The organism is Pseudomonas sp. GW821-FHT11G12 (genome assembly GCF_058808055.1).
This window is the reverse complement of record NZ_JBXARH010000001.1, coordinates 261774-281469: the sequence shown is the minus strand read 5'-3', so window position 1 is coordinate 281469 and position 19696 is coordinate 261774. Positions and strand designations below refer to the sequence as shown.

23 protein-coding genes and 2 tRNA genes (1 of these 25 running past the window's edge) are annotated in these 19696 nt (G+C 59.8%); 12 read left to right on the top strand and 13 right to left on the bottom strand.

Annotated features, from left to right (window positions below; all coding sequences use genetic code 11):
- Nucleotides 1–19 (bottom strand) — tRNA-His (locus tag AC1RR7_RS01230) (it extends 157 nt beyond the left edge of the window).
- A 32-nt stretch (nucleotides 20–51) separates the two neighbouring features.
- A tRNA-Arg gene (locus tag AC1RR7_RS01225) sits at nucleotides 52–128 on the bottom strand.
- A 274-nt stretch (nucleotides 129–402) separates the two neighbouring features.
- Here AC1RR7_RS01225 and folD point away from each other — a divergent pair.
- Together folD and pbpG are read left to right on the top strand one after the other, a co-directional pair.
- On the top strand, nucleotides 403–1257 hold the full coding sequence (gene folD / locus AC1RR7_RS01220; RefSeq protein WP_085712473.1) for a bifunctional methylenetetrahydrofolate dehydrogenase/methenyltetrahydrofolate cyclohydrolase FolD: 855 nt from the start codon (nucleotides 403–405) through the stop codon (nucleotides 1255–1257).
- A 228-nt stretch (nucleotides 1258–1485) separates the two neighbouring features.
- Nucleotides 1486–2424 carry a D-alanyl-D-alanine endopeptidase gene (gene pbpG, locus AC1RR7_RS01215; protein WP_096822336.1) on the top strand — a complete coding sequence of 313 codons (939 nt, stop codon included), beginning with the start codon at nucleotides 1486–1488 and terminating at the stop codon, nucleotides 2422–2424.
- Between the two features lie 54 nt (nucleotides 2425–2478).
- On the opposite strand, the gene AC1RR7_RS01210 is transcribed toward pbpG, so the two are convergent.
- Together AC1RR7_RS01210 and AC1RR7_RS01205 are read right to left on the bottom strand one after the other, a co-directional pair.
- Nucleotides 2479–2670: a hypothetical protein gene (locus tag AC1RR7_RS01210; RefSeq protein ID WP_273535496.1), complete on the bottom strand. Its 192-nt coding sequence runs from the start codon at nucleotides 2668–2670 to the stop codon at nucleotides 2479–2481.
- A gap of 96 nt (nucleotides 2671–2766) precedes the next feature.
- Nucleotides 2767–3438 carry a peptidase C39 family protein gene (locus tag AC1RR7_RS01205; protein WP_273535497.1) on the bottom strand — a complete coding sequence of 224 codons (672 nt, stop codon included), beginning with the start codon at nucleotides 3436–3438 and terminating at the stop codon, nucleotides 2767–2769.
- A gap of 231 nt (nucleotides 3439–3669) precedes the next feature.
- On the opposite strand from AC1RR7_RS01205, the gene AC1RR7_RS01200 reads away from it, so the two are divergent.
- Complete coding sequence (locus AC1RR7_RS01200; RefSeq protein ID WP_176504897.1) at nucleotides 3670–3840, top strand: hypothetical protein; 171 nt, start codon at nucleotides 3670–3672, stop codon at nucleotides 3838–3840.
- A 74-nt stretch (nucleotides 3841–3914) separates the two neighbouring features.
- On the opposite strand, the gene AC1RR7_RS01195 is transcribed toward AC1RR7_RS01200, so the two are convergent.
- Nucleotides 3915–4664, bottom strand: a complete 750-nt coding sequence (locus tag AC1RR7_RS01195) for a TerC family protein (RefSeq protein WP_273535501.1) — start codon at nucleotides 4662–4664, stop codon at nucleotides 3915–3917.
- A gap of 28 nt (nucleotides 4665–4692) precedes the next feature.
- Complete coding sequence (locus tag AC1RR7_RS01190; RefSeq protein WP_493155802.1) at nucleotides 4693–4935, bottom strand: hypothetical protein; 243 nt, start codon at nucleotides 4933–4935, stop codon at nucleotides 4693–4695.
- Between the two features lie 144 nt (nucleotides 4936–5079).
- Between AC1RR7_RS01190 and nhaR the strand changes: the two genes are divergently transcribed.
- Complete coding sequence (gene nhaR / locus AC1RR7_RS01185; RefSeq protein ID WP_273535504.1) at nucleotides 5080–5979, top strand: transcriptional activator NhaR; 900 nt, start codon at nucleotides 5080–5082, stop codon at nucleotides 5977–5979.
- Here the strand turns inward: nhaR and AC1RR7_RS01180 are convergent.
- Nucleotides 5976–7136 (bottom strand): MFS transporter, encoded by a 1161-nt coding sequence (locus AC1RR7_RS01180; protein ID WP_273535506.1) that lies wholly within the window; start codon nucleotides 7134–7136, stop codon nucleotides 5976–5978. The two genes, nhaR and AC1RR7_RS01180, sit on opposite strands and share 4 nt — an antisense overlap.
- 337 nt (nucleotides 7137–7473) lie before the next feature.
- Here AC1RR7_RS01180 and sstT point away from each other — a divergent pair, with 337 nt between their 5' ends.
- Nucleotides 7474–8706: a serine/threonine transporter SstT gene (gene sstT / locus AC1RR7_RS01175; protein ID WP_192558456.1), complete on the top strand. Its 1233-nt coding sequence runs from the start codon at nucleotides 7474–7476 to the stop codon at nucleotides 8704–8706.
- 66 nt (nucleotides 8707–8772) lie between these two features.
- Here the strand turns inward: sstT and AC1RR7_RS01170 are convergent, their stop codons facing one another.
- The gene (locus AC1RR7_RS01170; RefSeq protein WP_102621714.1) at nucleotides 8773–9282 is read right to left on the bottom strand and encodes a DUF1993 domain-containing protein; all 510 of its coding nucleotides are present in this window, start codon (nucleotides 9280–9282) and stop codon (nucleotides 8773–8775) included.
- 124 nt (nucleotides 9283–9406) lie between these two features.
- Here AC1RR7_RS01170 and AC1RR7_RS01165 point away from each other — a divergent pair, with 124 nt between their 5' ends.
- Nucleotides 9407–10054: a YceH family protein gene (locus tag AC1RR7_RS01165; RefSeq protein WP_102621713.1), complete on the top strand. Its 648-nt coding sequence runs from the start codon at nucleotides 9407–9409 to the stop codon at nucleotides 10052–10054.
- A 17-nt stretch (nucleotides 10055–10071) separates the two neighbouring features.
- Here AC1RR7_RS01165 and AC1RR7_RS01160 read toward each other — a convergent pair whose 3' ends face one another.
- Together AC1RR7_RS01160 and AC1RR7_RS01155 are read right to left on the bottom strand one after the other, a co-directional pair.
- Nucleotides 10072–10590 carry a cupin domain-containing protein gene (locus AC1RR7_RS01160; protein ID WP_102621712.1) on the bottom strand — a complete coding sequence of 173 codons (519 nt, stop codon included), beginning with the start codon at nucleotides 10588–10590 and terminating at the stop codon, nucleotides 10072–10074.
- Nucleotides 10591–10687: 97 nt separating this feature from the next.
- Nucleotides 10688–11506, bottom strand: coding sequence for a shikimate 5-dehydrogenase (locus AC1RR7_RS01155; RefSeq protein WP_102621711.1), 819 nt, complete (start codon nucleotides 11504–11506; stop codon nucleotides 10688–10690).
- Between the two features lie 254 nt (nucleotides 11507–11760).
- On the opposite strand from AC1RR7_RS01155, the gene AC1RR7_RS01150 reads away from it, so the two are divergent.
- From AC1RR7_RS01150 to AC1RR7_RS01140, 3 genes are all read left to right on the top strand, one after another.
- Nucleotides 11761–12111 (top strand): hypothetical protein, encoded by a 351-nt coding sequence (locus AC1RR7_RS01150; RefSeq protein WP_096822348.1) that lies wholly within the window; start codon nucleotides 11761–11763, stop codon nucleotides 12109–12111.
- Nucleotides 12112–12356: 245 nt separating this feature from the next.
- Nucleotides 12357–12551 (top strand): hypothetical protein, encoded by a 195-nt coding sequence (locus AC1RR7_RS01145; RefSeq protein WP_085712486.1) that lies wholly within the window; start codon nucleotides 12357–12359, stop codon nucleotides 12549–12551.
- Between the two features lie 102 nt (nucleotides 12552–12653).
- Nucleotides 12654–12836: a hypothetical protein gene (locus tag AC1RR7_RS01140; protein ID WP_096822349.1), complete on the top strand. Its 183-nt coding sequence runs from the start codon at nucleotides 12654–12656 to the stop codon at nucleotides 12834–12836.
- Here the strand turns inward: AC1RR7_RS01140 and AC1RR7_RS01135 are convergent.
- Nucleotides 12833–13894 (bottom strand): AI-2E family transporter, encoded by a 1062-nt coding sequence (locus tag AC1RR7_RS01135; RefSeq protein ID WP_273535513.1) that lies wholly within the window; start codon nucleotides 13892–13894, stop codon nucleotides 12833–12835. The two genes, AC1RR7_RS01140 and AC1RR7_RS01135, sit on opposite strands and share 4 nt — an antisense overlap.
- Nucleotides 13895–14050: 156 nt before the next feature.
- On the opposite strand from AC1RR7_RS01135, the gene trhP reads away from it, so the two are divergent.
- Complete coding sequence (trhP, locus tag AC1RR7_RS01130) at nucleotides 14051–15379, top strand: prephenate-dependent tRNA uridine(34) hydroxylase TrhP (RefSeq protein ID WP_493155798.1); 1329 nt, start codon at nucleotides 14051–14053, stop codon at nucleotides 15377–15379.
- 6 nt (nucleotides 15380–15385) lie between these two features.
- Here trhP and AC1RR7_RS01125 read toward each other — a convergent pair whose 3' ends face one another.
- Nucleotides 15386–16249, bottom strand: coding sequence for a LysR family transcriptional regulator (locus tag AC1RR7_RS01125; protein WP_493155796.1), 864 nt, complete (start codon nucleotides 16247–16249; stop codon nucleotides 15386–15388).
- Nucleotides 16250–16351: 102 nt separating this feature from the next.
- On the opposite strand from AC1RR7_RS01125, the gene AC1RR7_RS01120 reads away from it, so the two are divergent.
- Nucleotides 16352–17245, top strand: a complete 894-nt coding sequence (locus AC1RR7_RS01120) for a DMT family transporter (protein WP_493155794.1) — start codon at nucleotides 16352–16354, stop codon at nucleotides 17243–17245.
- 12 nt (nucleotides 17246–17257) lie between these two features.
- On the opposite strand, the gene AC1RR7_RS01115 is transcribed toward AC1RR7_RS01120, so the two are convergent.
- Entirely contained in the window at nucleotides 17258–17974 is a 717-nt protein-coding gene (locus tag AC1RR7_RS01115) for a FadR/GntR family transcriptional regulator (RefSeq protein WP_493065173.1), read from the bottom strand.
- 365 nt (nucleotides 17975–18339) lie between these two features.
- Between AC1RR7_RS01115 and AC1RR7_RS01110 the strand changes: the two genes are divergently transcribed.
- Nucleotides 18340–19686 (top strand): MFS transporter, encoded by a 1347-nt coding sequence (locus AC1RR7_RS01110; RefSeq protein ID WP_493155792.1) that lies wholly within the window; start codon nucleotides 18340–18342, stop codon nucleotides 19684–19686.
- Nucleotides 19687–19696: the final 10 nt, after the last annotated feature.

Below are 19696 nucleotides of genomic sequence, written 5' to 3'. Positions count from 1 at the left end.
CCAACTGAGCTACGCCCACCATATCGCGTTACTTGTGCCAAAGCTGCCTAATGGCGCACCCGGCAGGACTCGAACCTGCGACCATCCGCTTAGAAGGCGGATGCTCTATCCAGCTGAGCTACGGGCGCCTTGTTAGCTGTACCCTTGGAGGACTACAAACTAAGTGCTTTCCAGTCTCGCAGAACCTTGATTCCGCTCAACCTTCTTAACCAGTGCTAGGCTGTGCCCGACAAGTGCGACGAATAGTATAGAGCGACCTGCAGGTCGTCAAATCCTTTTTAAAAAAAATTCATTTAATTAAAGGGCTTAGGGGAATTTGCTGACCAAGCGCCTTTGCCCTCACCGTCTGACATGCGAGAATGCGTTCTCTTTTTTTCCCCTCTCGATGGTTAATCACGCGCAATGACTGCACAACTAATCGACGGCAAATCAATCGCCGCCAGCCTGCGCCAGCAGATCGCCCAACGGGTAGCCGAACGTCGCGAGCAAGGCTTGCGCACTCCCGGCCTCGCGGTGATCCTGGTCGGCAGCGATCCTGCCTCTCAGGTTTATGTCTCGCACAAGCGTAAAGACTGTGAAGAGGTCGGCTTCCTCTCTCAAGCCTACGACCTGCCTTCTGAAACCACTCAAGAAGCGCTGACCGATCTGATCGATCGACTGAACGACGACCCGGCAATCGACGGCGTTCTGCTTCAACTTCCGCTGCCTGAGCACCTGGACGCCTCCAAACTGCTGGAACGCATCCGCCCGGACAAGGACGTCGATGGTTTCCATCCTTATAACGTCGGCCGCCTGGCCCAGCGCATTCCGCTGCTGCGCCCCTGCACCCCGAAAGGCATCATGACCTTGCTGGAAAGCACCGGTGTCGATCTGTACGGGATGGACGCCGTGGTTGTCGGCGCTTCCAACATCGTCGGTCGCCCGATGGCCATGGAGCTGCTGCTGGCCGGCTGCACCGTGACCGTGACCCACCGCTTCACCAAGGACCTGGCCGGTCACGTCGGCCGCGCCGATCTGGTGGTGGTGGCTGCCGGCAAGCCGGGCCTGGTCAAGGGCGAGTGGATCAAGGAAGGCGCGATCGTGATCGACGTCGGCATCAACCGTCAGGACGACGGCAAACTGGTCGGTGACGTCGTGTACGAAACCGCCCTGCCCCGCGCCGGCTGGATCACTCCAGTACCGGGCGGTGTCGGCCCGATGACCCGTGCCTGCCTGCTGGAAAACACGCTGTACGCGGCAGAAACCCTGCACGCCTGAGTCGCTTTTCCCGCTCTCCCGAAACCCCGCCTCGTGCGGGGTTTTTCATGTCCTCGAAAAAACCTTTACCGTTCGCCGGAAACCCCTATTTTTACAGGGCTTTTCACGACTTTTTCATGCCTCGCAAACAACCATCGACAGTTCTTCAGCCATACTCCTAAAATGCGTCGTTTTACGACACAGTCCGTTACAAATAACGGCATTTCCAACCTTCATGAGTTCGCCCGCGTGAATATTCGTCTGTCCATCCTGAGCCTGGTTTTTGCATTTTCAGGCACGCTCCTCACGCCAACGGTCAACGCCGCCGAAACCACCGCTGCCCCCCGAGACGCCTCGCAACTGAAAATCGCCTCTGGCAGCGCCCTGCTGATGGATCTGCAGACCAACAAAGTCATCTACTCCAGCAATCCGGACGTGATCGTGCCGATCGCCTCCGTCAGCAAGTTGATGACCGGTCTGGTCGTGGTTGAAGCTCACCAGAACATGGACGAATGGATTGACGTCGACATCAGCCATACCCCGGAAATGAAAGGCGTGTTTTCCCGGGTCAAACTGCGCAGCGAATTGCCGCGCCGAGAGATGCTGCTGATTGCCCTGATGTCCTCGGAAAACCGCGCAGCGGCCAGCCTGGCCCACCACTACCCAGGCGGCTATGTGGCATTCATCGCGGCGATGAACGCCAAGGCCAAGGCGCTGGGCATGACCAGCACCCACTTCGTCGAGCCGACCGGCCTGTCGGAACGCAACGTTTCCACCGCCCGCGACCTGAGCAAGTTGCTGATGGCCGCGCAAAAACATCCGATCCTCAGCGAGCTCACCACCACCAAGGAAAAAACCGTGTCGTTCCGCAAACCCAACTACACCTTGGGTTTCCGCAACACCGACCACTTGGTCAACAAAGCCGACTGGGACATCAAGATCACCAAAACCGGCTTCACCAATCCGGCCGGCCACTGCCTGGTGCTTGTGACCAGGATGAGCAACCGTCCGGTCGCCCTGGTGATTCTCGACGCCTTCGGCAAGTACACCCACTTTGCCGATGCGAGCCGCATCCGCAGCTGGATGGAAACCGGCAGAAGCACCAACGTTCCGGCGGTGGCTCAGCAATACAAGGCCGAGAAGAACCTCAAGGGTCGCCACAGCGGCGTCGTCGAAGCCTCCAAGTAATCCGCGACACAAGAAAAAGCCCCGAACATTCGGGGCTTTTTTTCGTCTGCTGGATCAGTCGTTGGGCAGCGGCATCTGGTCATCACCGGCACTTGGATCGCGCCGATGCTCCGGCGTCACAACGGCGGGACGAGCCAGCGGATCACGCAGCGGGCTATCCGGGTCCAGCACCGGATCAACGTCCGGTTCCGGCGTCGTCGGCACACTGTCCGGTTTATGGTCGTCGAAGCTCGAATCGGTACTCATACGCACCTCTCATTCGGGTCATCACCCGAAAAATCGGGCGTTACCTTTAAGAGCTTAGCCCCGCGCCATCGTGCCCGTCAGAAGACGGACGGAACCTCATTTCGCTTCCAGCGCCTTGCGGGCCTGTGCCGCCTCGCGCTCCTGACCGGCCTGTGCCAGTTCATCAGCCGCTTTCAACCAACGCTGGCGATCGACCGCTGCCGGGATCTGCGAAGGCTTCTGAATCAATACTGCCCAGCCACCCGACTTCTCGAGCGCCGACTCAAAAGAGCTGAAACTCATCAGTTCGCGGCGGTTCATCCCGGCGCGCAGCAGCACCTTCTGCTTTTTGCGGTCGTAGCCAGAGAGGATCGCGTAACGCGGCTCGGCCCAGAACGCCGATCCTTCGCTGAAACGCACCATCACCGGGTAACCCGCCGCGACCTGGGTCAGCAACGCAGGCAAACGGGCATCTACCGGGTATACGACCATGCCGTATTCACGGGCCAGGTTCTGCATATTCTGCTGCAACTTGTCTTCGGCGCCCGGCAAATGCAGCGGTTTTTCCAACAGGCCCGGCGTGATCATGACGCCCTGTTGCGACAGCAGACTGGCCAGCACCTGCGGCCCGCTCTGATTGGCTTCGCCACGATAGAAGGTGCCACTGAGCTCGACGCGCTCCGGCAGGCGCTGGACCTCGGGTGCCACACTGCCCGCACAACCCACCAATGCTGTCACGCAACCGGCTACCAGCAACGCCATGCGAATCCGGGAAAATAGCTGCACCATCGTCACTCTCTTGATCAGTTACCGGTCATCGTGTTCCGGCTTGGTCGAGGATCATAGGACGGCGTAACGCTGCGGTATAGCCCAAAGGGGCAGATGCATCGTCTGCATAGAGCGAAGTGATTGGTCACCACCGACCTTTGGTCAATAGCCTGAAACACGCCAGCGACTAGACTGTCATCCAGACAAGCGCAAAAGAGCGAGCGCCCGACGCAGGGCAAAGAGGAGGCACAGATGAGCCTGACCATGACCATCGTAATGCTGATTGCCGGCTGGCTGGCCGTCGCCGCCGCCATGCTGTGGGGCGTGCTGCGGATTTCCCGGCGCCACCATCACCACCCTGCACAACCCGCACCGATCAAGAAAGTCGAGAAACACAGCACCCGTCACGCCACCGCGCACTGACCTCCTGCAACCGACTCAAACAAAAAGGCCGCCTGGACTCTCGCGAGTTCAGGCGGCCTTTGGTTTTCCAGCGATTACACTTCGGCAGTCAGTTTCTTCTGCCTGGCGCGGCGCGACATCATGTTCAGCACTTCAATCGAAGCCGAGAACGCCATGGCGGCATACACATAACCTTTCGGTACGTGGGCGCCGAAGCCTTCGGCGATCAGCGTCATGCCGATCATGATCAGGAAGCCCAGGGCCAACATCACCACCGTCGGGTTGTCGTTGATGAACTTGGCCAGCGGATCAGCCGCAAACAGCATCACCAGCACCGAAACCACCACCGCGATCACCATGATCGGCAAGTGTTCGGTCATGCCGACCGCGGTAATGATGCTGTCGATCGAGAACACCATGTCCAGCATCAGAATCTGCCCGATGGCGGCGGCAAAACCCAGGGTCACTGTCGACGTGGCGGACTTCGGATCTTCCGGCGCCGGGTCCATGCTGTGATGGATCTCGGTCGTCGCTTTCCACACCAGGAACAAGCCACCGGCGATCAGGATCATGTCCTTCCAGGAGAACGCCTGGCCGAGGATCTCGATGACCGGCGCGGTCAACTGAACGATGAACGCGATGGTGCTCAGCAAGGCCAGACGCATGATCAGCGCCATGCCGATGCCTAGGCGACGGGCCTTCTGCCGGTACTGCTCGGGCAGTTTGTTGGTCAGGATCGAGATGAAGATCAGGTTATCGATGCCCAGCACGATTTCCATTACCACCAGTGTGGCCAAGGCAATCCAGGCAGTCGGGCTGGAAGCGAGTTCTAACAGGTATTCCATGGGTCAGTCCTGACTCTTGTAAGACGATTTAGATGGTCTTGGAGGAAGATTCGGTTTTTTCCGCGTCTTTTTCCGGAGCTTCTTTTTTCTCGATCAGGCCGCCAGTGGCCTCGCTGAGCGCTTGTTCAGCGGCTTTGTGCGTGTCGTCGATCGCCTGCTTGGCGCTCTCGGCCGCCTTGCCCAACAACTGCTGGGCACTTTTTTCAGCCTGGTCGCAACCCGCCATAAGCAGTAAAGACGTAAACATCAGTGCCGGGATCGTGTATTTCATGAGGTTTCCTTCCAATGAACAGACAGGGTCACAGACCACTCGTCGATGGCTGGGCATTCTAGGGAGACAAACACTTCAGGAAAATTCGTATTTTCAGCGGCTATACTTCGATTTATACGAACTGTATTTCATGGACGGATCGCCATGCTCAATTACCGACAACTGCATTACTTCTGGGTGGTAGCCAAAACCGGCAGCATCGTGCGCGCGTGCGAGCAACTGAACCTGACGCCACAGACCATCAGCGGACAGATTTCCCTGCTCGAACAGACTTACGGCATCGAATTGTTTCAACGAGTCGGCCGGCAATTGGAGCTCACCGAAGCCGGGCGCCAGGCCCTGCCCTATGCCGAACAGATGTTTCAGCTCGGTGGCGAACTGGAACTGATGCTGCGCGCCCAGCCCAATGAACAGCAGATCCTGTTTCGGGTTGGCGTGGCGGACGTCGTGCCCAAATCCATCGTCTATCGCCTGATCGCACCGACCATGGATCTGAGCGAGCCTCTGCGCATCACCTGTCGCGAAGACAAACTCGAGCGGTTACTGGCGGATCTGGCGATCCAGCGCCTGGATCTGGTGATCTCCGACAGCCCGATGCCCTCGCACCTGGACATCAAGGGCTACAGCCAGAAACTCGGGGAATGCGGGATCAGCTTCTTCGCCACCGCCGAACTGGCGGCGCAGTACGGTCAGGATTTCCCACGCAGCCTGCATGGTGCGCCGCTGTTGATCCCCGGCGCAGAAACCGTAGTGCGCAGCCGTTTGCAGCGCTGGTTCGCCGAGCAGCAGATTCAGCCAAGGATTGTCGGGGAGTTCGATGACAGCGCCTTGATGCAGGCGTTCGGCCAGTCCGGCAGCGGGATCTTCATCGGCCCGAGCGTGATTGCCGAGGAAGTGAAGCGCCAGTACGGCGTCGAATTGATCGGACAGACCGATGCGGTGAGCGAATCGTTCTACGCGATTTCGGTGGAGCGCAAGGTCAAGCACCCCGGCATCAAAGCGATTACCGAAGGTGCCCGACGCGAGCTGTTTACAGAGTTTTAAGCCGGCGCGCAGACGTCGCGCGGCTTGAGCACCATCAGCACTATGGCGAGGAAAATCGACAGCAGAATGAACCCGGCTGCGGCGAAACCCACGAAGCCGAGGCCGGCGCTGTCGATTACCCGACCGCCAATGATCGCGCCCAGACCAATCCCGAGGTTGGCCCCGGCAATGTTCAGCGACGCCGCAAAGGCCGGCGCTTCAGGAGCCGCTTTCATCAAGCGCACGTGGCTGACCAGAAACAGCGCCGCCTGCGTCACGCCCCAGATCCCCATCGCCGCCGCCAGACCCAGCGACGAATTGATGTTCGGCACCAGCGCCACCATCCCGGGGATCATGAACGCACAGAACATCACCGACGCCATCAACGGATGACGATCCACCGCGCGTCCACCCAGCGAGTTGCCAATCAGACCGACCGCGCCAAAGCCCATCAGGCACCAGCCGACCACGGTGCCATTGAAGCCGGCCAGGCGTTCAAGAATGTCCGCCAGATAGGTGTAAGCGGTGAACATGCCGCTGAACACCAGGATCGACAGCAGCACATGACCAAGCATCAGCGGGCTGCGCAGGATCTTGAACTGTGAAGCGAAACTGACCTGATGCTGGTGCAGGCTGGTTTTCGGCAGATAGACAAACAGCAGCAACGCCTTGGCAAACGCGATCACCGCCAGAATGCCGAACGCACTGCGCCAGCCGAACGCGTCGGAAATCAGCGTGCCGACCGGAATGCCGAATACCGTGGCGCAGACGATGCCGAAGCCGATCTTGGCGATGGCACGACCGGCGAAGTCCGGGCCGACGATATCCACGGCGGTTTCACTGGCCAGCGCCCAGAACACCGGCAGCCCCAGCGCCGGAATCAACCGTGCAATGGCCATGACCCAGATGTTCGGTGCGAATGCCGCCACGGTATTGGCCAGTCCGAACATGATCAGGATGGTGATGAACAGTTTGCGCCGTTCGAAACGGGCGAAATATGCCGTCAAGAATGGGCCGAACATGGCCACGGTGAAAGCGAATAGAGTCACCAGCAACCCGGCTTGCGGGATGGTGACGGCCAGATCGCGGGCAATCGCCGGCAACAGGCCGACGATGACGAACTCCGTGGTCAGCACCGTGAACCCGGCGGCAGACAACAGAAGGATGGGCAACAGCATGAGGAACTCCAGCAAAACGACGACACCAGCGCTGACCCGAAGGCCCGCTGGCAGAACTTGAAAATAAGGATGCGCAATCTTAACAGAGTGTTTCCAGAGTGACTTGCACAAACCTGTCTAAGTTGCCGAACAATCCGGTGGCAGATCGTCACAGGTCTGAAGGATCCGGACGCCCCTGTGATAAAGTCCGCGCCCTGCAAAACGTACACCCTGTTCAGCCGCCCGTTTAACGGCGTGGCTGTCGCGTCATTCCTTTCGGTTCGTGTCTGTGGCCTGCCCCCGATTCATCGCCCGGATCACGCAACCTTGCACCCTATAAAAAAGCAGAGATGCCGTTATGACCGCTTCATCCCCTTCTCTATTGCAACGCCTTAAAAGCCTCAGCCTGGTCACACAGATCCTGATCGGCCTGATTGCCGGCATCGCCCTGGCGCTGCTCGCGCCGGAAGCGGCCAAAGGCACCGCATTCATCGGCAAGGTGTTCGTATCCGCGCTGAAAGCCGTGGCGCCGATCCTGGTGTTCGTGCTGGTCATGGCGTCGATCGCCAACCACAAGCACGGCCAGGAAACCCACATCCGGCCGATTCTGTTCCTTTATCTGCTGGGCACTTTCGCCGCTGCTGTGGTCGCGGTAATCGCCAGCACAATGTTCCCGTCGCATCTGGTGCTGTCCACCGACAACATTGCCGTGAGTGCGCCGGGCGGCATCGGTGAAGTGCTGCAAAGCCTGCTGCTGAGCGTGGTGGAAAACCCGATCACCGCGCTGATGAACGCCAACTTCATCGGCATTCTGGCCTGGGCCATCGGCATGGGCGTAGCCATCCGCCATGCGGGCGACACCACCCGGGAAGTGGTCAGCGACCTGTCCAACGGCGTGACCCTGATCGTGCGCGTGGTGATCCGCTTCGCGCCACTGGGGATTTTCGGCCTGGTGGCGTCGACCCTGGCCACTTCGGGTTTTGGTGCACTGGTTGGCTACGCGCATCTGCTGGCGGTGCTGCTCGGCTGCATGCTGTTCGTCGCACTGGTGATGAACCCGCTGATCGTGTTCTGGAAGCTGCGTCGCAACCCGTACCCGCTGACGCTGAAATGCCTGCGTGAAAGCGGCATCACCGCGTTCTTCACCCGCAGCTCGGCGGCGAACATTCCGGTCAACCTGGAATTGAGCAAGCGTCTGGGCCTGCACGAAGACACCTACTCGGTATCGATTCCGCTCGGCGCCACCATCAACATGGCCGGCGCGTCGATCACCATCACCGTGCTGACCCTCGCGGCCGTGCACACCTTGGGTATCGCCGTCGACATCCCGACCGCCATCCTGCTCAGCGTCGTCGCGGCGATCTGCGCGTGCGGTGCATCAGGTGTGGCCGGTGGTTCGCTGCTGCTGATTCCGCTGGCGTGCAGCCTGTTCGGCATCCCGAGCGAGATTGCCATGCAAGTGGTCGCAGTCGGTTTCATCATTGGCGTGTTGCAGGACTCGGCCGAGACGGCGCTGAACTCGTCCACCGACGTGCTGTTCACCGCCGCCGCTTGCCTGGGCGAAGAGCAGAAAACCCAGCGTCCGGCGTAAAAACCGAGCGCAATAAAAAGCCCGCCAAGGTTTGCACCTTGGCGGGCTTTTTCGTTGCAGGGCGGTTTAGAACGCGCCCATGTAATCGCGCTTGCCCACTTCCACACCGTTGTGACGCAGCAGTGCGTAGGTGGTGGTGACGTGGAAGAAGAACTGCGGCAGACCGTAGCTCAGCAGGTAAGCCTGGCCGGAGAAGCGCTTCTCTTTCGGCGTGCCCGGACGGGTAACGATTTCGATGCCTTCCTTGCCATTGATCTGCTCAGGCTTGATCTCGCCGATGAAGGCCAGAACCTTGGCGATCAGCGCTTGCAGCTCGGCGAAGGTGGTTTCTGTGTCGTCGTATTTCGGAATCTCGACTTCAGCCAGACGCGAAGAAACGCCTTTGGCGAAGTCCACGGCGATCTGTACCTGACGCACCAGCGGGAACATGTCCGGGTACAGACGCGCCTGCAGGAAGGCGTTCGGGTCGATGTTTTTCTCGGTGGCGTGGGCTTCAGCCTTTTTCAACACATCGCTCAGGGCGTTGAGCATTTGTTGGAAAACCGGGACGGATGCAGCGTACAGGGAAATGGTCATGGCAGTCTCACGTGGTGGCTGGGTGAATCGTGGGGCGATTATAGCCATGCTCGCGCGCCGCGCGGCTTGTCTTTTATCCAGCAAGGATTAGGCTAGGCGCCTTCGACTGCAGAGGGAACGCGCGATGACCACAGAACTTGATACCAACGCCAACGAACCACGGCTCAACGCCACGGAAATCCGCATTCTGGGTTCGCTGATCGAGAAACAGGCCACCAGCCCGGAAACCTATCCGCTGACCCTCAACGCCCTGGTGCTGGCCTGCAATCAGAAAACCAGCCGGGAACCGGTGATGAACCTGACCCAGGGCCAGGTCGGCCAGAGCCTACGCGCCCTCGAAGGTCGCGGTTTCGCCAAACTGGTCATGGGCAGTCGCGCCGACCGCTGGGAGCACAAGGTCGACAAGGCGCTGGAGCTGGTGCCTGCACAGATGATTCTGACCGGGCTGATGTTCCTGCGCGGCCCGCAGACCGTCAACGAACTGCTGACCCGCAGCGGTCGCATGCATGAATTCGAAGACGCCGAACAGGTGGTGCATCAGCTGGAACGCCTGATCGCTCGGGATCTGGCCGTGCTGATTCCACGTCAGGCCGGCCAGCGCGAAGATCGTTACACCCACGCACTGGGTGATCCGGCGGACATCGAGGCGATTATCGCCGCGCGGCAGAACCCGAGTGATCGCGGCGCGGCCAGCGGTGTTTCAGTCGAACGCATCGAAGAACTGGAAGCGCGGATTGCAGCGCTGGAAGAGCGTCTGGCCCGACTCGAATAAGTGCAATCGGGGCGGCGTCACTCGCCGTCCCAGTAATCCACCCCGTCCGCCTGCCGCGCCACCGCCACGAAGCCCGAGGCCTTGCCTTCGGCATCGACGCTGAAATTATCCATCACCGCGTATTTGTTCGAATCCGGGTACTCGCAGATTTCCGGTTGCTGCTGAGTGCTGACCGCCAGATAGCGCAGTTCTTCGCAGCTAGTGTTGATGATCTGATGAGCGGCTTCCGGGCCACCCGGCGGGCAGGCGATCACGTCGCCGGCGCGGATCGGGAAACGCTCGGCACCGAGGCGCACCTCCCCTTCCCCGGCCACCACGTAAAACATTTCCTCATTGACCCGATGGCTGTGAAACGGGCTGCCACGCATGCCCGGTGGCAGCGCGTACAGGCGATAACCAAGTTTCTGGGAGCCCAATTGCTGGCCGACCCGGGCGAACCGTTGTTGATAACGCCCGGCGGTTTCACCTTCGGGGGCCAAGCCTTCGGGGAGTGGTTCGAGTTCGACGTCATTCAGGTTGAGAATCGGCGGGTGCATGCAGACCTCGGTTTTTGTGATGGGCAAGTCTGTGCTTGCTGGTCCGACAGTATAGGCAACGGCAAGTCCGGACGGATTTGCCGATGCTCAGGATCCATCAACTACGGGCAAACGCCACCGCCGCGTCAAACTGCTCGACCGTCGGCCGCACGCCGGTATACAGCACGAACTGCTCCAGCGCCTGAATCGCGATCACTTCCAGCCCGGTGATCACTTTTTTACCTTCGGCGCGGCCACGCACGATCAGCGGAGTTTCCGACGGGATCGCCACCACATCGAACACAGTCTCGGCAGATTTGATCACATCCACATCAAAAGAAAGCTGACCCGCTTCCGGGCCGCCGTCCATCCCCACCGGGGTGACGTTGATCAACATCTGCGGGCGTTCGTCGCCCAGTTCCGCCTGCCAGCGATAGCCCAGGGAATCGGCTAATGCACGGCCGGCGCGCTCGTTACGGGCCACGATCAAACCATTCTTGTAACCGCCATCGCGCAAGGCGCTGGCCACCGCTTTGGCCATGCCGCCGCTGCCGCGCAGGGCGAAGGTCGAGTCCTTCGGCACCGCATGGGTTTCCAGCAATTGGGCGATGGCAATGTAATCGGTGTTGTAGGCCTTGAGATGGCCGTTGGTGTTGACGATGGTGTTGATCGACTGGATCGCTGCCGCCGACGCATCCAGCTCATCGACCAGCGCAATGCTGGCCTCCTTGAACGGCATCGACACCCCGCAACCACGAATCCCCAGCGCACGAATCCCACCGACGGCCCCCGGCAGATCCTGGCTGCTGAAGGCTTTGTAGTAGAAATTCAGACCCAGTTGCTCGTACAAATGGTTATGAAAACGCAGACCGAAATTCCCGGGACGCCCAGACAGGGACATACACAGTTGGGTGTCTTTGTTGGGGTTCATCTGCATGGGAGTCTCCTTCTAATGCACTTTCGGATGGACGGGATTAGCCAGACCATCGGCTTCTGAACGATCATAAGGCGGTCTGTTCCGGGCATCACAGCCGTTGCATGAAACCCGGTAAGCAAACCGGTACAGACCTTACACAAAATTTACCCAGCCGCCGTGCTGTTTTTCCAAATGTTGCTGTCTTAGAAGTATCCCCGCGCCATCCCGAGCCTGTTGCAGGCCTCGACGCCGGGTCGAAGAACCGAGGATTTATCATGATTCGTAAACTCCCCATCGTGGCCTTGTTGATCGGTGCATGCGCTATCACAGGTCAGGCAGAAGCCCATGGCGGTGGCTGGCAGGGCCCGGCGGTATTTGGTGCGATCGTCGGCTCGGCCATCATCGGCTCGGCGCTCATCAACCAGGATCGTCCGGTGTATGTTCAACAGCCTGTTTACGCTCAACCGGCACCGGTGTACGTGCAACAACCGCCACCACCGGTCTACTATCAGCCGGCCCCGGTTTACGTACAGCAACCGGTCTACGTGCAACCGGCCCCGGTGTATTACGGCCCTCCGCACGGCTATTACGGTCGTCCGCACTACTACGGCGGCCCGCGCTGGTAGCCAAAACACAAAGCCCCGCTGTTTAGCGGGGCTTTTTATTGCCCTCGATAAAGGGCGCCGTCTGTCGGACAAAGTCTGAAAAAATCTCGCCAAGGTCGCTGTGGGGACAGTTTGAACCGTTAAAGTCGGCATGATGGACTCGACCGTCGGGGGCAAAACACAAAACGGTCATCTATTTGTCATGACGGAACCGCAATCTGAATCCGTCCGCATACAACAGGTTGATAACAACAAGGACGACTTGAATGCCTACACAGAATCCGCACCGCATCGTCGGTTTATGCACCTCGAGCAAGGTGTACAACGCACTGACCGAGCTCAAGCACCTGGAAGGCCATCGCACGGCGAAGTTTGTGTCGCTGCTGGCGGAAAACCTGGTGCGCAAGGGCTTGCTCAATGAGCACGAGATCGTGCACATGCTCGATCAAGTGGTGGATTGAGCCAGTCCTCACTGGCATCAATGTCCACTATCGAAAGCGTTGATTGTCCCTGAAACGGACGAGTCCTTAAGGTAGCTCCATAGATTGATGGAGGTACTTCTCATGGCTCAGGTTCAAATCATGTCCGTTATCGGCAGCGCGGTTCCCGCATCGCTCAGAGAAATGGGACTGCTCGCCTGCTGGTATCTGGTGCGCGACGGCGAGCCGGTCAGCGGCCCGCTCACTTCACTGCCAGCCGCCCAGGCATTGTCGCAACGGCTGATCAACGGCCCGTTCAAGGCTTAAGGCAGCTGCACCTTCGGCCTGGTTTCGATGAACAGCGCCCAACTCGACATGAACAATGCAGCGATCAAAGGCCCGATCACGAAACCATTGAGGCCGAACACGGCCATCCCGCCCAGCGTCGAAATCAAAATCATATAGTCGGGCATGCGGGTGTCCTTGCCGACCAGCACCGGACGCAGCACGTTGTCCACCAGGCCGATCACGAATATCCCGAACAACCCCAGCACCACGCCCTGCCAGATCATCCCGCTGAGCAGGAAATAAACCGCCACCGGCGCCCAGACAATCCCCGCACCCACCGCCGGCAACAGCGATAGAAACGCCATCAACACCGCCCAGAGCAACGCGCTGGGAATGTCGAGAAACCAGAAAATCGCCCCGCCCAATGCGCCCTGAGTAATGGCCACCAGCAGGTTGCCTTTGACCGTGGCGCGCACCACCCGGTTGAACTTCAGTTGCAGCCGACGCTTGTGATGCTCCTCCAGCGGCACCGCCGTGCGCACCTTGCGCGCCAGTTCGGCGCCATCGCGCAGAAAGAAAAACAGCAAGTACAACATGATGAAAAAACTCACCACGAAATCGAACGTGCCCTGGCCGAAACTGAACGCCTGGGTCGCCAGCACCTGACTGCCCTGCATCGCAGCCTTGACGATTTTCTCGCGCAAGGCATTGAGTTCACCCACGCCAAAACGGTCTAGCAAATGCTGAAAGTACGGCGGCAGGCTGTGCTTGAACTGCGCCAGATACGCGCCGATGTCGAGCTTGCCGCTTTCGATGTTGTCGTAGAGCACCGCCCCTTCCTGCACCAGCAACACGCTGATGACGATCACCGGCAGGATCGCGATCACCAGGCAGACACTCAGGGTGCACAGTGACGTCAGGTTGCGTTGCCAGCCGAATTTCTGCTGCATCCGGCGCTGCATCGGCGCAAACAGAATGCCGAGGATCACCGCCCAGAACACCGCGCCGTAGAACGGCAGCAGGATCCAGATGAAGGCGATGGTCACCAGAAACAGCAGCACGGTGAGGGATTTGAATTGCAGACTCTTTTGGTTCATGTCCGGTCCATGTCAGTCAGGCGCCACGCGCACCCGCCCAACTTAGTCAGCCCACGCCCGCGCGAGTGCCATCTTTGTTCATGGAGCATAGATCCAGATCAATAAACCCTCGCCGCACCTCGTTTACCCTCCCGCGCTTTTGCGACCGACACCGCCATGACGCCCTCCTTCACCCCGGAACTGCTCGCCCCCGCCGGCACCCTGAAAAACATGCGCTACGCCTTCGCCTACGGTGCCGATGCGGTCTACGCCGGCCAGCCGCGCTACAGCCTGCGGGTGCGCAACAACGAGTTCGACCACGCCAACCTCGCCCTCGGGATTCGCGAAGCCCAGGCCCAGGGCAAGCGCTTTTACGTAGTGGTCAACATCGCGCCGCACAACGCCAAACTCAAGACCTTCCTCAAGGATCTGGCGCCAGTGATCGAGATGGCGCCGGACGCTCTGATCATGTCCGACCCCGGCCTGATCATGCTGGTGCGCCGGCACTTTCCGCAGATGCCGATTCACTTGTCGGTGCAGGCCAACACGGTGAACTGGGCGAGTGTCGAGTTCTGGCAGCAACAGGGTCTGAGCCGGATCATCCTGTCCCGTGAATTATCGCTGGAAGAAATCGGCGAAATCCGCGAACAGGTACCGGGCATGGAACTGGAAGTGTTCGTTCACGGCGCGCTGTGCATGGCCTATTCCGGCCGCTGCCTGCTCTCGGGTTACATGAACAAGCGTGACGCCAATCAGGGCACCTGCACCAACGCCTGCCGCTGGAAATATTCGGCGCAGGAAGCCACCGAAAACCAGCTCGGCGAGATCGTGCAGACCTTCGAACCGCAACCGACTCTCGGCCTCGGTGCCCCCACCGATCAGGTGTTTCTGTTGCAGGAAGCCAATCGTCCCGGCGAACTGATGCCGGCATTCGAAGACGAGCACGGCACCTACATCATGAACGCCAAGGATCTGCGCGCCGTGCAGCACGTCGAGCGCCTGACCCGCATGGGCGTGCACTCACTGAAGATCGAAGGCCGGACCAAATCGCACTTCTATTGCGCACGCACCACCCAGGTCTATCGCCGCGCCATCGACGATGCAGTCGCCGGCCGCGAATTCGACCGCAGCCTGATGACCGACCTGGAATCCCTTGCCCAGCGCGGCTACACCGAAGGTTTCCTGCGCCGTCACGTGCATGACGAATATCAGAACTACCAGAACGGCAGCTCGGTGTCGGAACGTCAGCAGTTTGTAGGTGAACTGACCGGCGAACGCCGGGATCGGTTGGCCGAGGTGAAAGTGAAGAACCGCTTTGCACTGGGCGATCATCTGGAACTGATGACACCCAAGGGCAACTTCCATTTTGATCTGCATGAATTGCAGAGCCTCAAGGGCGACGCCATCGACGTGGCGCCGGGGGATGGGCACACGGTGTACCTGCCGATTCCGGATGCCGTGGATTTGCGCTTCGGCTTGTTGATGCGCGACGTGACCGGAGCCTGATCCAGCTCAGACAAACTCCTCGCGCAACATCGCCACAAACGCCTCACGCGCCGGGTGCACCCCGGCGTTTTCATGCCAGTAGAACAAGTTGTCGATGGCCGTCAGTTCCGGGAATTCGTAACCCGCACACCCTGCGCCTTTGGCGTATTGCTCGAACACGCCTTTGGGCACCAGCGCCACGCCAGCGCCGGCACTCACGCAACCGACGATCGCCCCGTAACTAGCCAGGCTGACAATCGGCAACGCCAGGCCCTGACGCAACAGCCAGTGCTCCAGCGCGGCGCGATACGGACAGCCCTGCGGCCACATGAACACGGTCTTGTCCTGCAAATCATCGAGGTCGCGCACCGGCCCGAATGAGGTCGATGCGATCAGCAGCAATTCTTCGCGATACATCGGGGTGCGTTTGAGCTGGGAGCGCTCGACATCCACCGCGACGATGGCGCCGTCCAGACGATGGCTGGCGGTATCGTCGAGCAGTTGCCCCCAGGTGCCGGTGGTCAGCTCCAGTGCCACGTTCGGAAAGCGTTTGTGAAATTTCGCCAGCAGACGCGGCAGTCGACCGGTTGCCGAAGATTCAATGGCGCCGATGCGCAGCGGCCCCGAAGGCTCGGCGGCAGGATCGACCGCCCTTTTGGCTTCAGCTGTCAGCGCCAGAATCTTCTCTGCATAAGCGAGAAAGGTCTGCCCGGCAGGACTGATCCGCAGCCCGCGCCCTTCGCGCAGAAACAACGCCACCCCCAGTTCCGCTTCCAGGGATTTGATCCGCGCCGTGATATTCGACGGCACGCAAAACAGCTTTTCAGCCGCTTTGGCGATGCTGCCGACCTCGGCCACGGTCTTGAACATGCGGATCTGCGCCAGCTCCATAACTCGTCACTCATAGTGAATGGTTGACGCAGTATAAGTCAGTTGTGGCGAATAATTGGCCACCCGGATACTCGGCGCATCAACCCTCTTGGTGCCTCGCTCATGCCTTCCACTTCGCCTTTGAAAATCCTGTTGGCCATGGCCTTCGTCGTCGGCTGCTGGGCCTATTCGCCGACCGGCATTCACATCGGCCTGCAAGCCTACGAGCCCGGTCATCTGGCATTGCTGCGGTTTCTGCTGGCGTCGTTGTTCATGGCGGTGATTGCGGGTTTCAAGGGTATTCACCTGCCGCGCCTGCAGGATTTGCCGCTGTTACTGGCCCTGGGCTTTTTTGCCGTCAGCCTGCATCACGTCGTGCTGAACATCGGCCAGCAAAGCGTCAGCGCCGGCGCGTCGAGTGTGCTGGCGCAATCGACGCCGCTGTTCAGCACGCTGCTGGCGCGGTTTCTGTTCAAGGATCGGGTCAGCGTCTGGCGTTGGGGTTGCGTGCTGACGGGATTCGTCGGCGTGGTAATTGTGGTGAGTGGCGATCGCGGCCTCGGCAGCATCGACGCCCACGGTTTGCTGATCCTGCTGGCGGCGGTGTCGTGGAGCGTTTACTTCGCCCTGCAAAAACACCACGCCCGGCGCTACGACGGGCTCACGCTGGTTTGCTACACGGTGTGGTCCGGCACGCTGTTGCTGTTGATCTACTTGCCGGGGCTGGCCGACAGCGTGGCCCGTGCACCGTTGCGGGTGCAATGGGCGGTGCTCGGTCTGGGTGTGTTTCCCAGCGCCCTCGCCTATCTGGCGTGGGCGTTCGTGCTCAAACATGTCGATCTGAGCCGGGCGACGATGACGCTGTATCTGATTCCGCCGACCGCGATGGGTATTGCCTCGGTGGGATTGGGTGAGCGACCGACGCTGTTGGTGCTGGTGGGTTCGGCGGTGGTGTTGATCAGCGTGCTGGCGTTGAATCTGGAGCGGCCTGCGGCGGTGCGGGCCATTGAGACTTGAGTTGCGACTCCGTTATGCGCCGCCCGCCGAAAACCGGTCACGACTGTTGGTCAGGTGCAGCCACATTGCAGCACGCGCCGCGTCCGGATCCTGACGTTTGATCGCGTTGAGGATCGCCTCATGCTCAAGATTCGCCAGTTGCCCGAGCTTGCTCAAATCCACCGCCCCGCGCTCGGCCGCATTGACCCGGGTACGCGGAATCATCGCACTGCCCAGGTGCTGCATGATCTCGGTGAAGCAGACGTTGCCGGTGGCTTCGGCAATCAGCAGGTGAAAGCGCCGGTCGGCCTCGACGCAACTGTCGTTGTTGGCCAGTAGACGCTGATAGTCGTCCAGCGCCTGACGCATCTGCACCAGTTGTTGGTCGGTGCGGCGCTGCGCGGCCAGTGCCGCCGCTTGCGTCTCCAGTCCCATGCGCAATTCGAGAATGCTGCGCACCCCCAGCGCGGTGTCGACATTCAGCCGCAGCCCCTGCTCCGGCGCACGCTCGATCACGAACGTGCCGATGCCGTGCCGCGTCTCCACCAGCCCCGACGCCTGCAACTTGGAAATCGCCTCGCGCACCACGGTGCGGCTGACGCCGTGCTCCTGAACGATCGAATTCTCCGAGGGCAGCTTGTCACCGGGCAACATCTGGCCGAGCAGGATGCTCTGGGTGAGTTTTTCCACCAGGTCATGGGCCAGGTTGTGCGCGCGTTTACGGGCGGGAGCGTCGAGGTCTTCTTGCATGGTCGGTTCCGGTGATCGGGGCACACCGATCGTAGCACTGCGGGGGATGACTTGTATGAGCTCCTATGATTTCAGGCCCTCAACTTGTATGACAACAATCGATTTTAGCTAAAAAATCTTCCATTTCGCCGGGCAATCAGCCAACGATCACTGGCACAGAACGCTGTATCACGCTTGATGAAATCTCTCAAAACCCCAACAAATACGGCACTTAAAATCCGAAAAAGCATAAAAACCACTCCCCGTAGACAAATTTGATTGAGCACTCCCGCTTGTAGGACAAAAAAATCTAGTTGTATGATGTCTATCAACAACGCAGCACCCAGCCACACCCCGCATAAAAATAACGAGTGGGAGAAAACCAAGTGAAATCATCCATTGCCGGGATGAACGAGGGCGCCGATTCGGTGCTGTCCTCCGCCATTGCCAAAGTCAAACGCCACGTCCTGCCTCTGTTCGTGATCATGTTCATCGTCAATTACATTGACCGGGTGAACATCGGCTTCGTCCGCACTCACATGGAACATGACCTCGGTATCGGCGCCGCTGCCTATGGCTTCGGTGCGGGCCTGTTCTTCATCGGTTACGCGCTGTTCGAAGTCCCCTCAAACATGCTGCTGCAAAAGGTCGGTGCGCGAATCTGGCTGACCCGCATCATGTTCACCTGGGGTCTGGTGGCCGCCGGCATGGCGTTCATCCAGAACGAAACCCACTTCTACATTCTGCGATTTCTGCTCGGCGTGGCCGAGGCCGGATTCTTTCCTGGGGTGATCTACTACTTCACTCGTTGGCTGCCGGGGGCCGAGCGCGGCAAGGCGATTGCGATATTCCTCAGCGGTTCGGCCGTGGCCTCGCTGATTTCCGGCCCGTTGTCCGGCCTGTTGTTGCAGATCGAAGGTCTGGGCCTGCACGACTGGCAATGGATGTATTTCATCGAAGGGATGTTCTCGGTCGGCCTGTGCGTGTTCGTCTGGTTCTGGCTCGACACCAAACCCCACGATGCCAAGTGGCTGACCCGCGCCGAGCAGGATGCACTGGTCAAGGCCATCGACGATGAACAGAAGGCCCGCGAAGCCGCGACCCCGATCAAGCCTTCGCTGGGCAAACTGCTCAAGGACCGACAGATCATCCTGTTCTGCCTGATCTACTTCTTCATTCAACTGACGATCTACGCCGCGACGTTCTGGCTGCCGAGCATCATCAAGAAGATGGGCGAGATGAGCGACTTCCAGGTCGGCCTGTTCAACTCGATTCCGTGGCTGCTGTCGATCATCGGCATGTATGCATTCGCCTCGTTCTCGGCGAAGTGGAAACACCAGCAGGCGTGGGTGGCCACGGCGCTGTTGATCGCCGCCGCAGGGATGTTCATGTCCACCACCGGCGGGCCGATCTTCGCCTTCGTCGCGATCTGCTTTGCCGCACTGGGTTTCAAATCCGCGTCGTCGCTGTTCTGGCCGATCCCGCAGGCTTATCTCGATGCGCGGATCGCCGCTGCCGTGATCGCGCTGATCAACTCGGTGGGCAACCTCGGCGGCTTCGTCGCCCCGACCACTTTCGGCCTGCTGGAACAACACACCGGTTCGATCCAGGGCGGCCTCTATGGCCTGGCCGCGACCTCGATCATCGCCGCGATCATCGTGTTCGCCGCCCGCATGACACCCAAATCCGCACCTGACGTCGCCGTGGCCGATGCCGCGCCGAAACACGCTTGAAAGGACAACG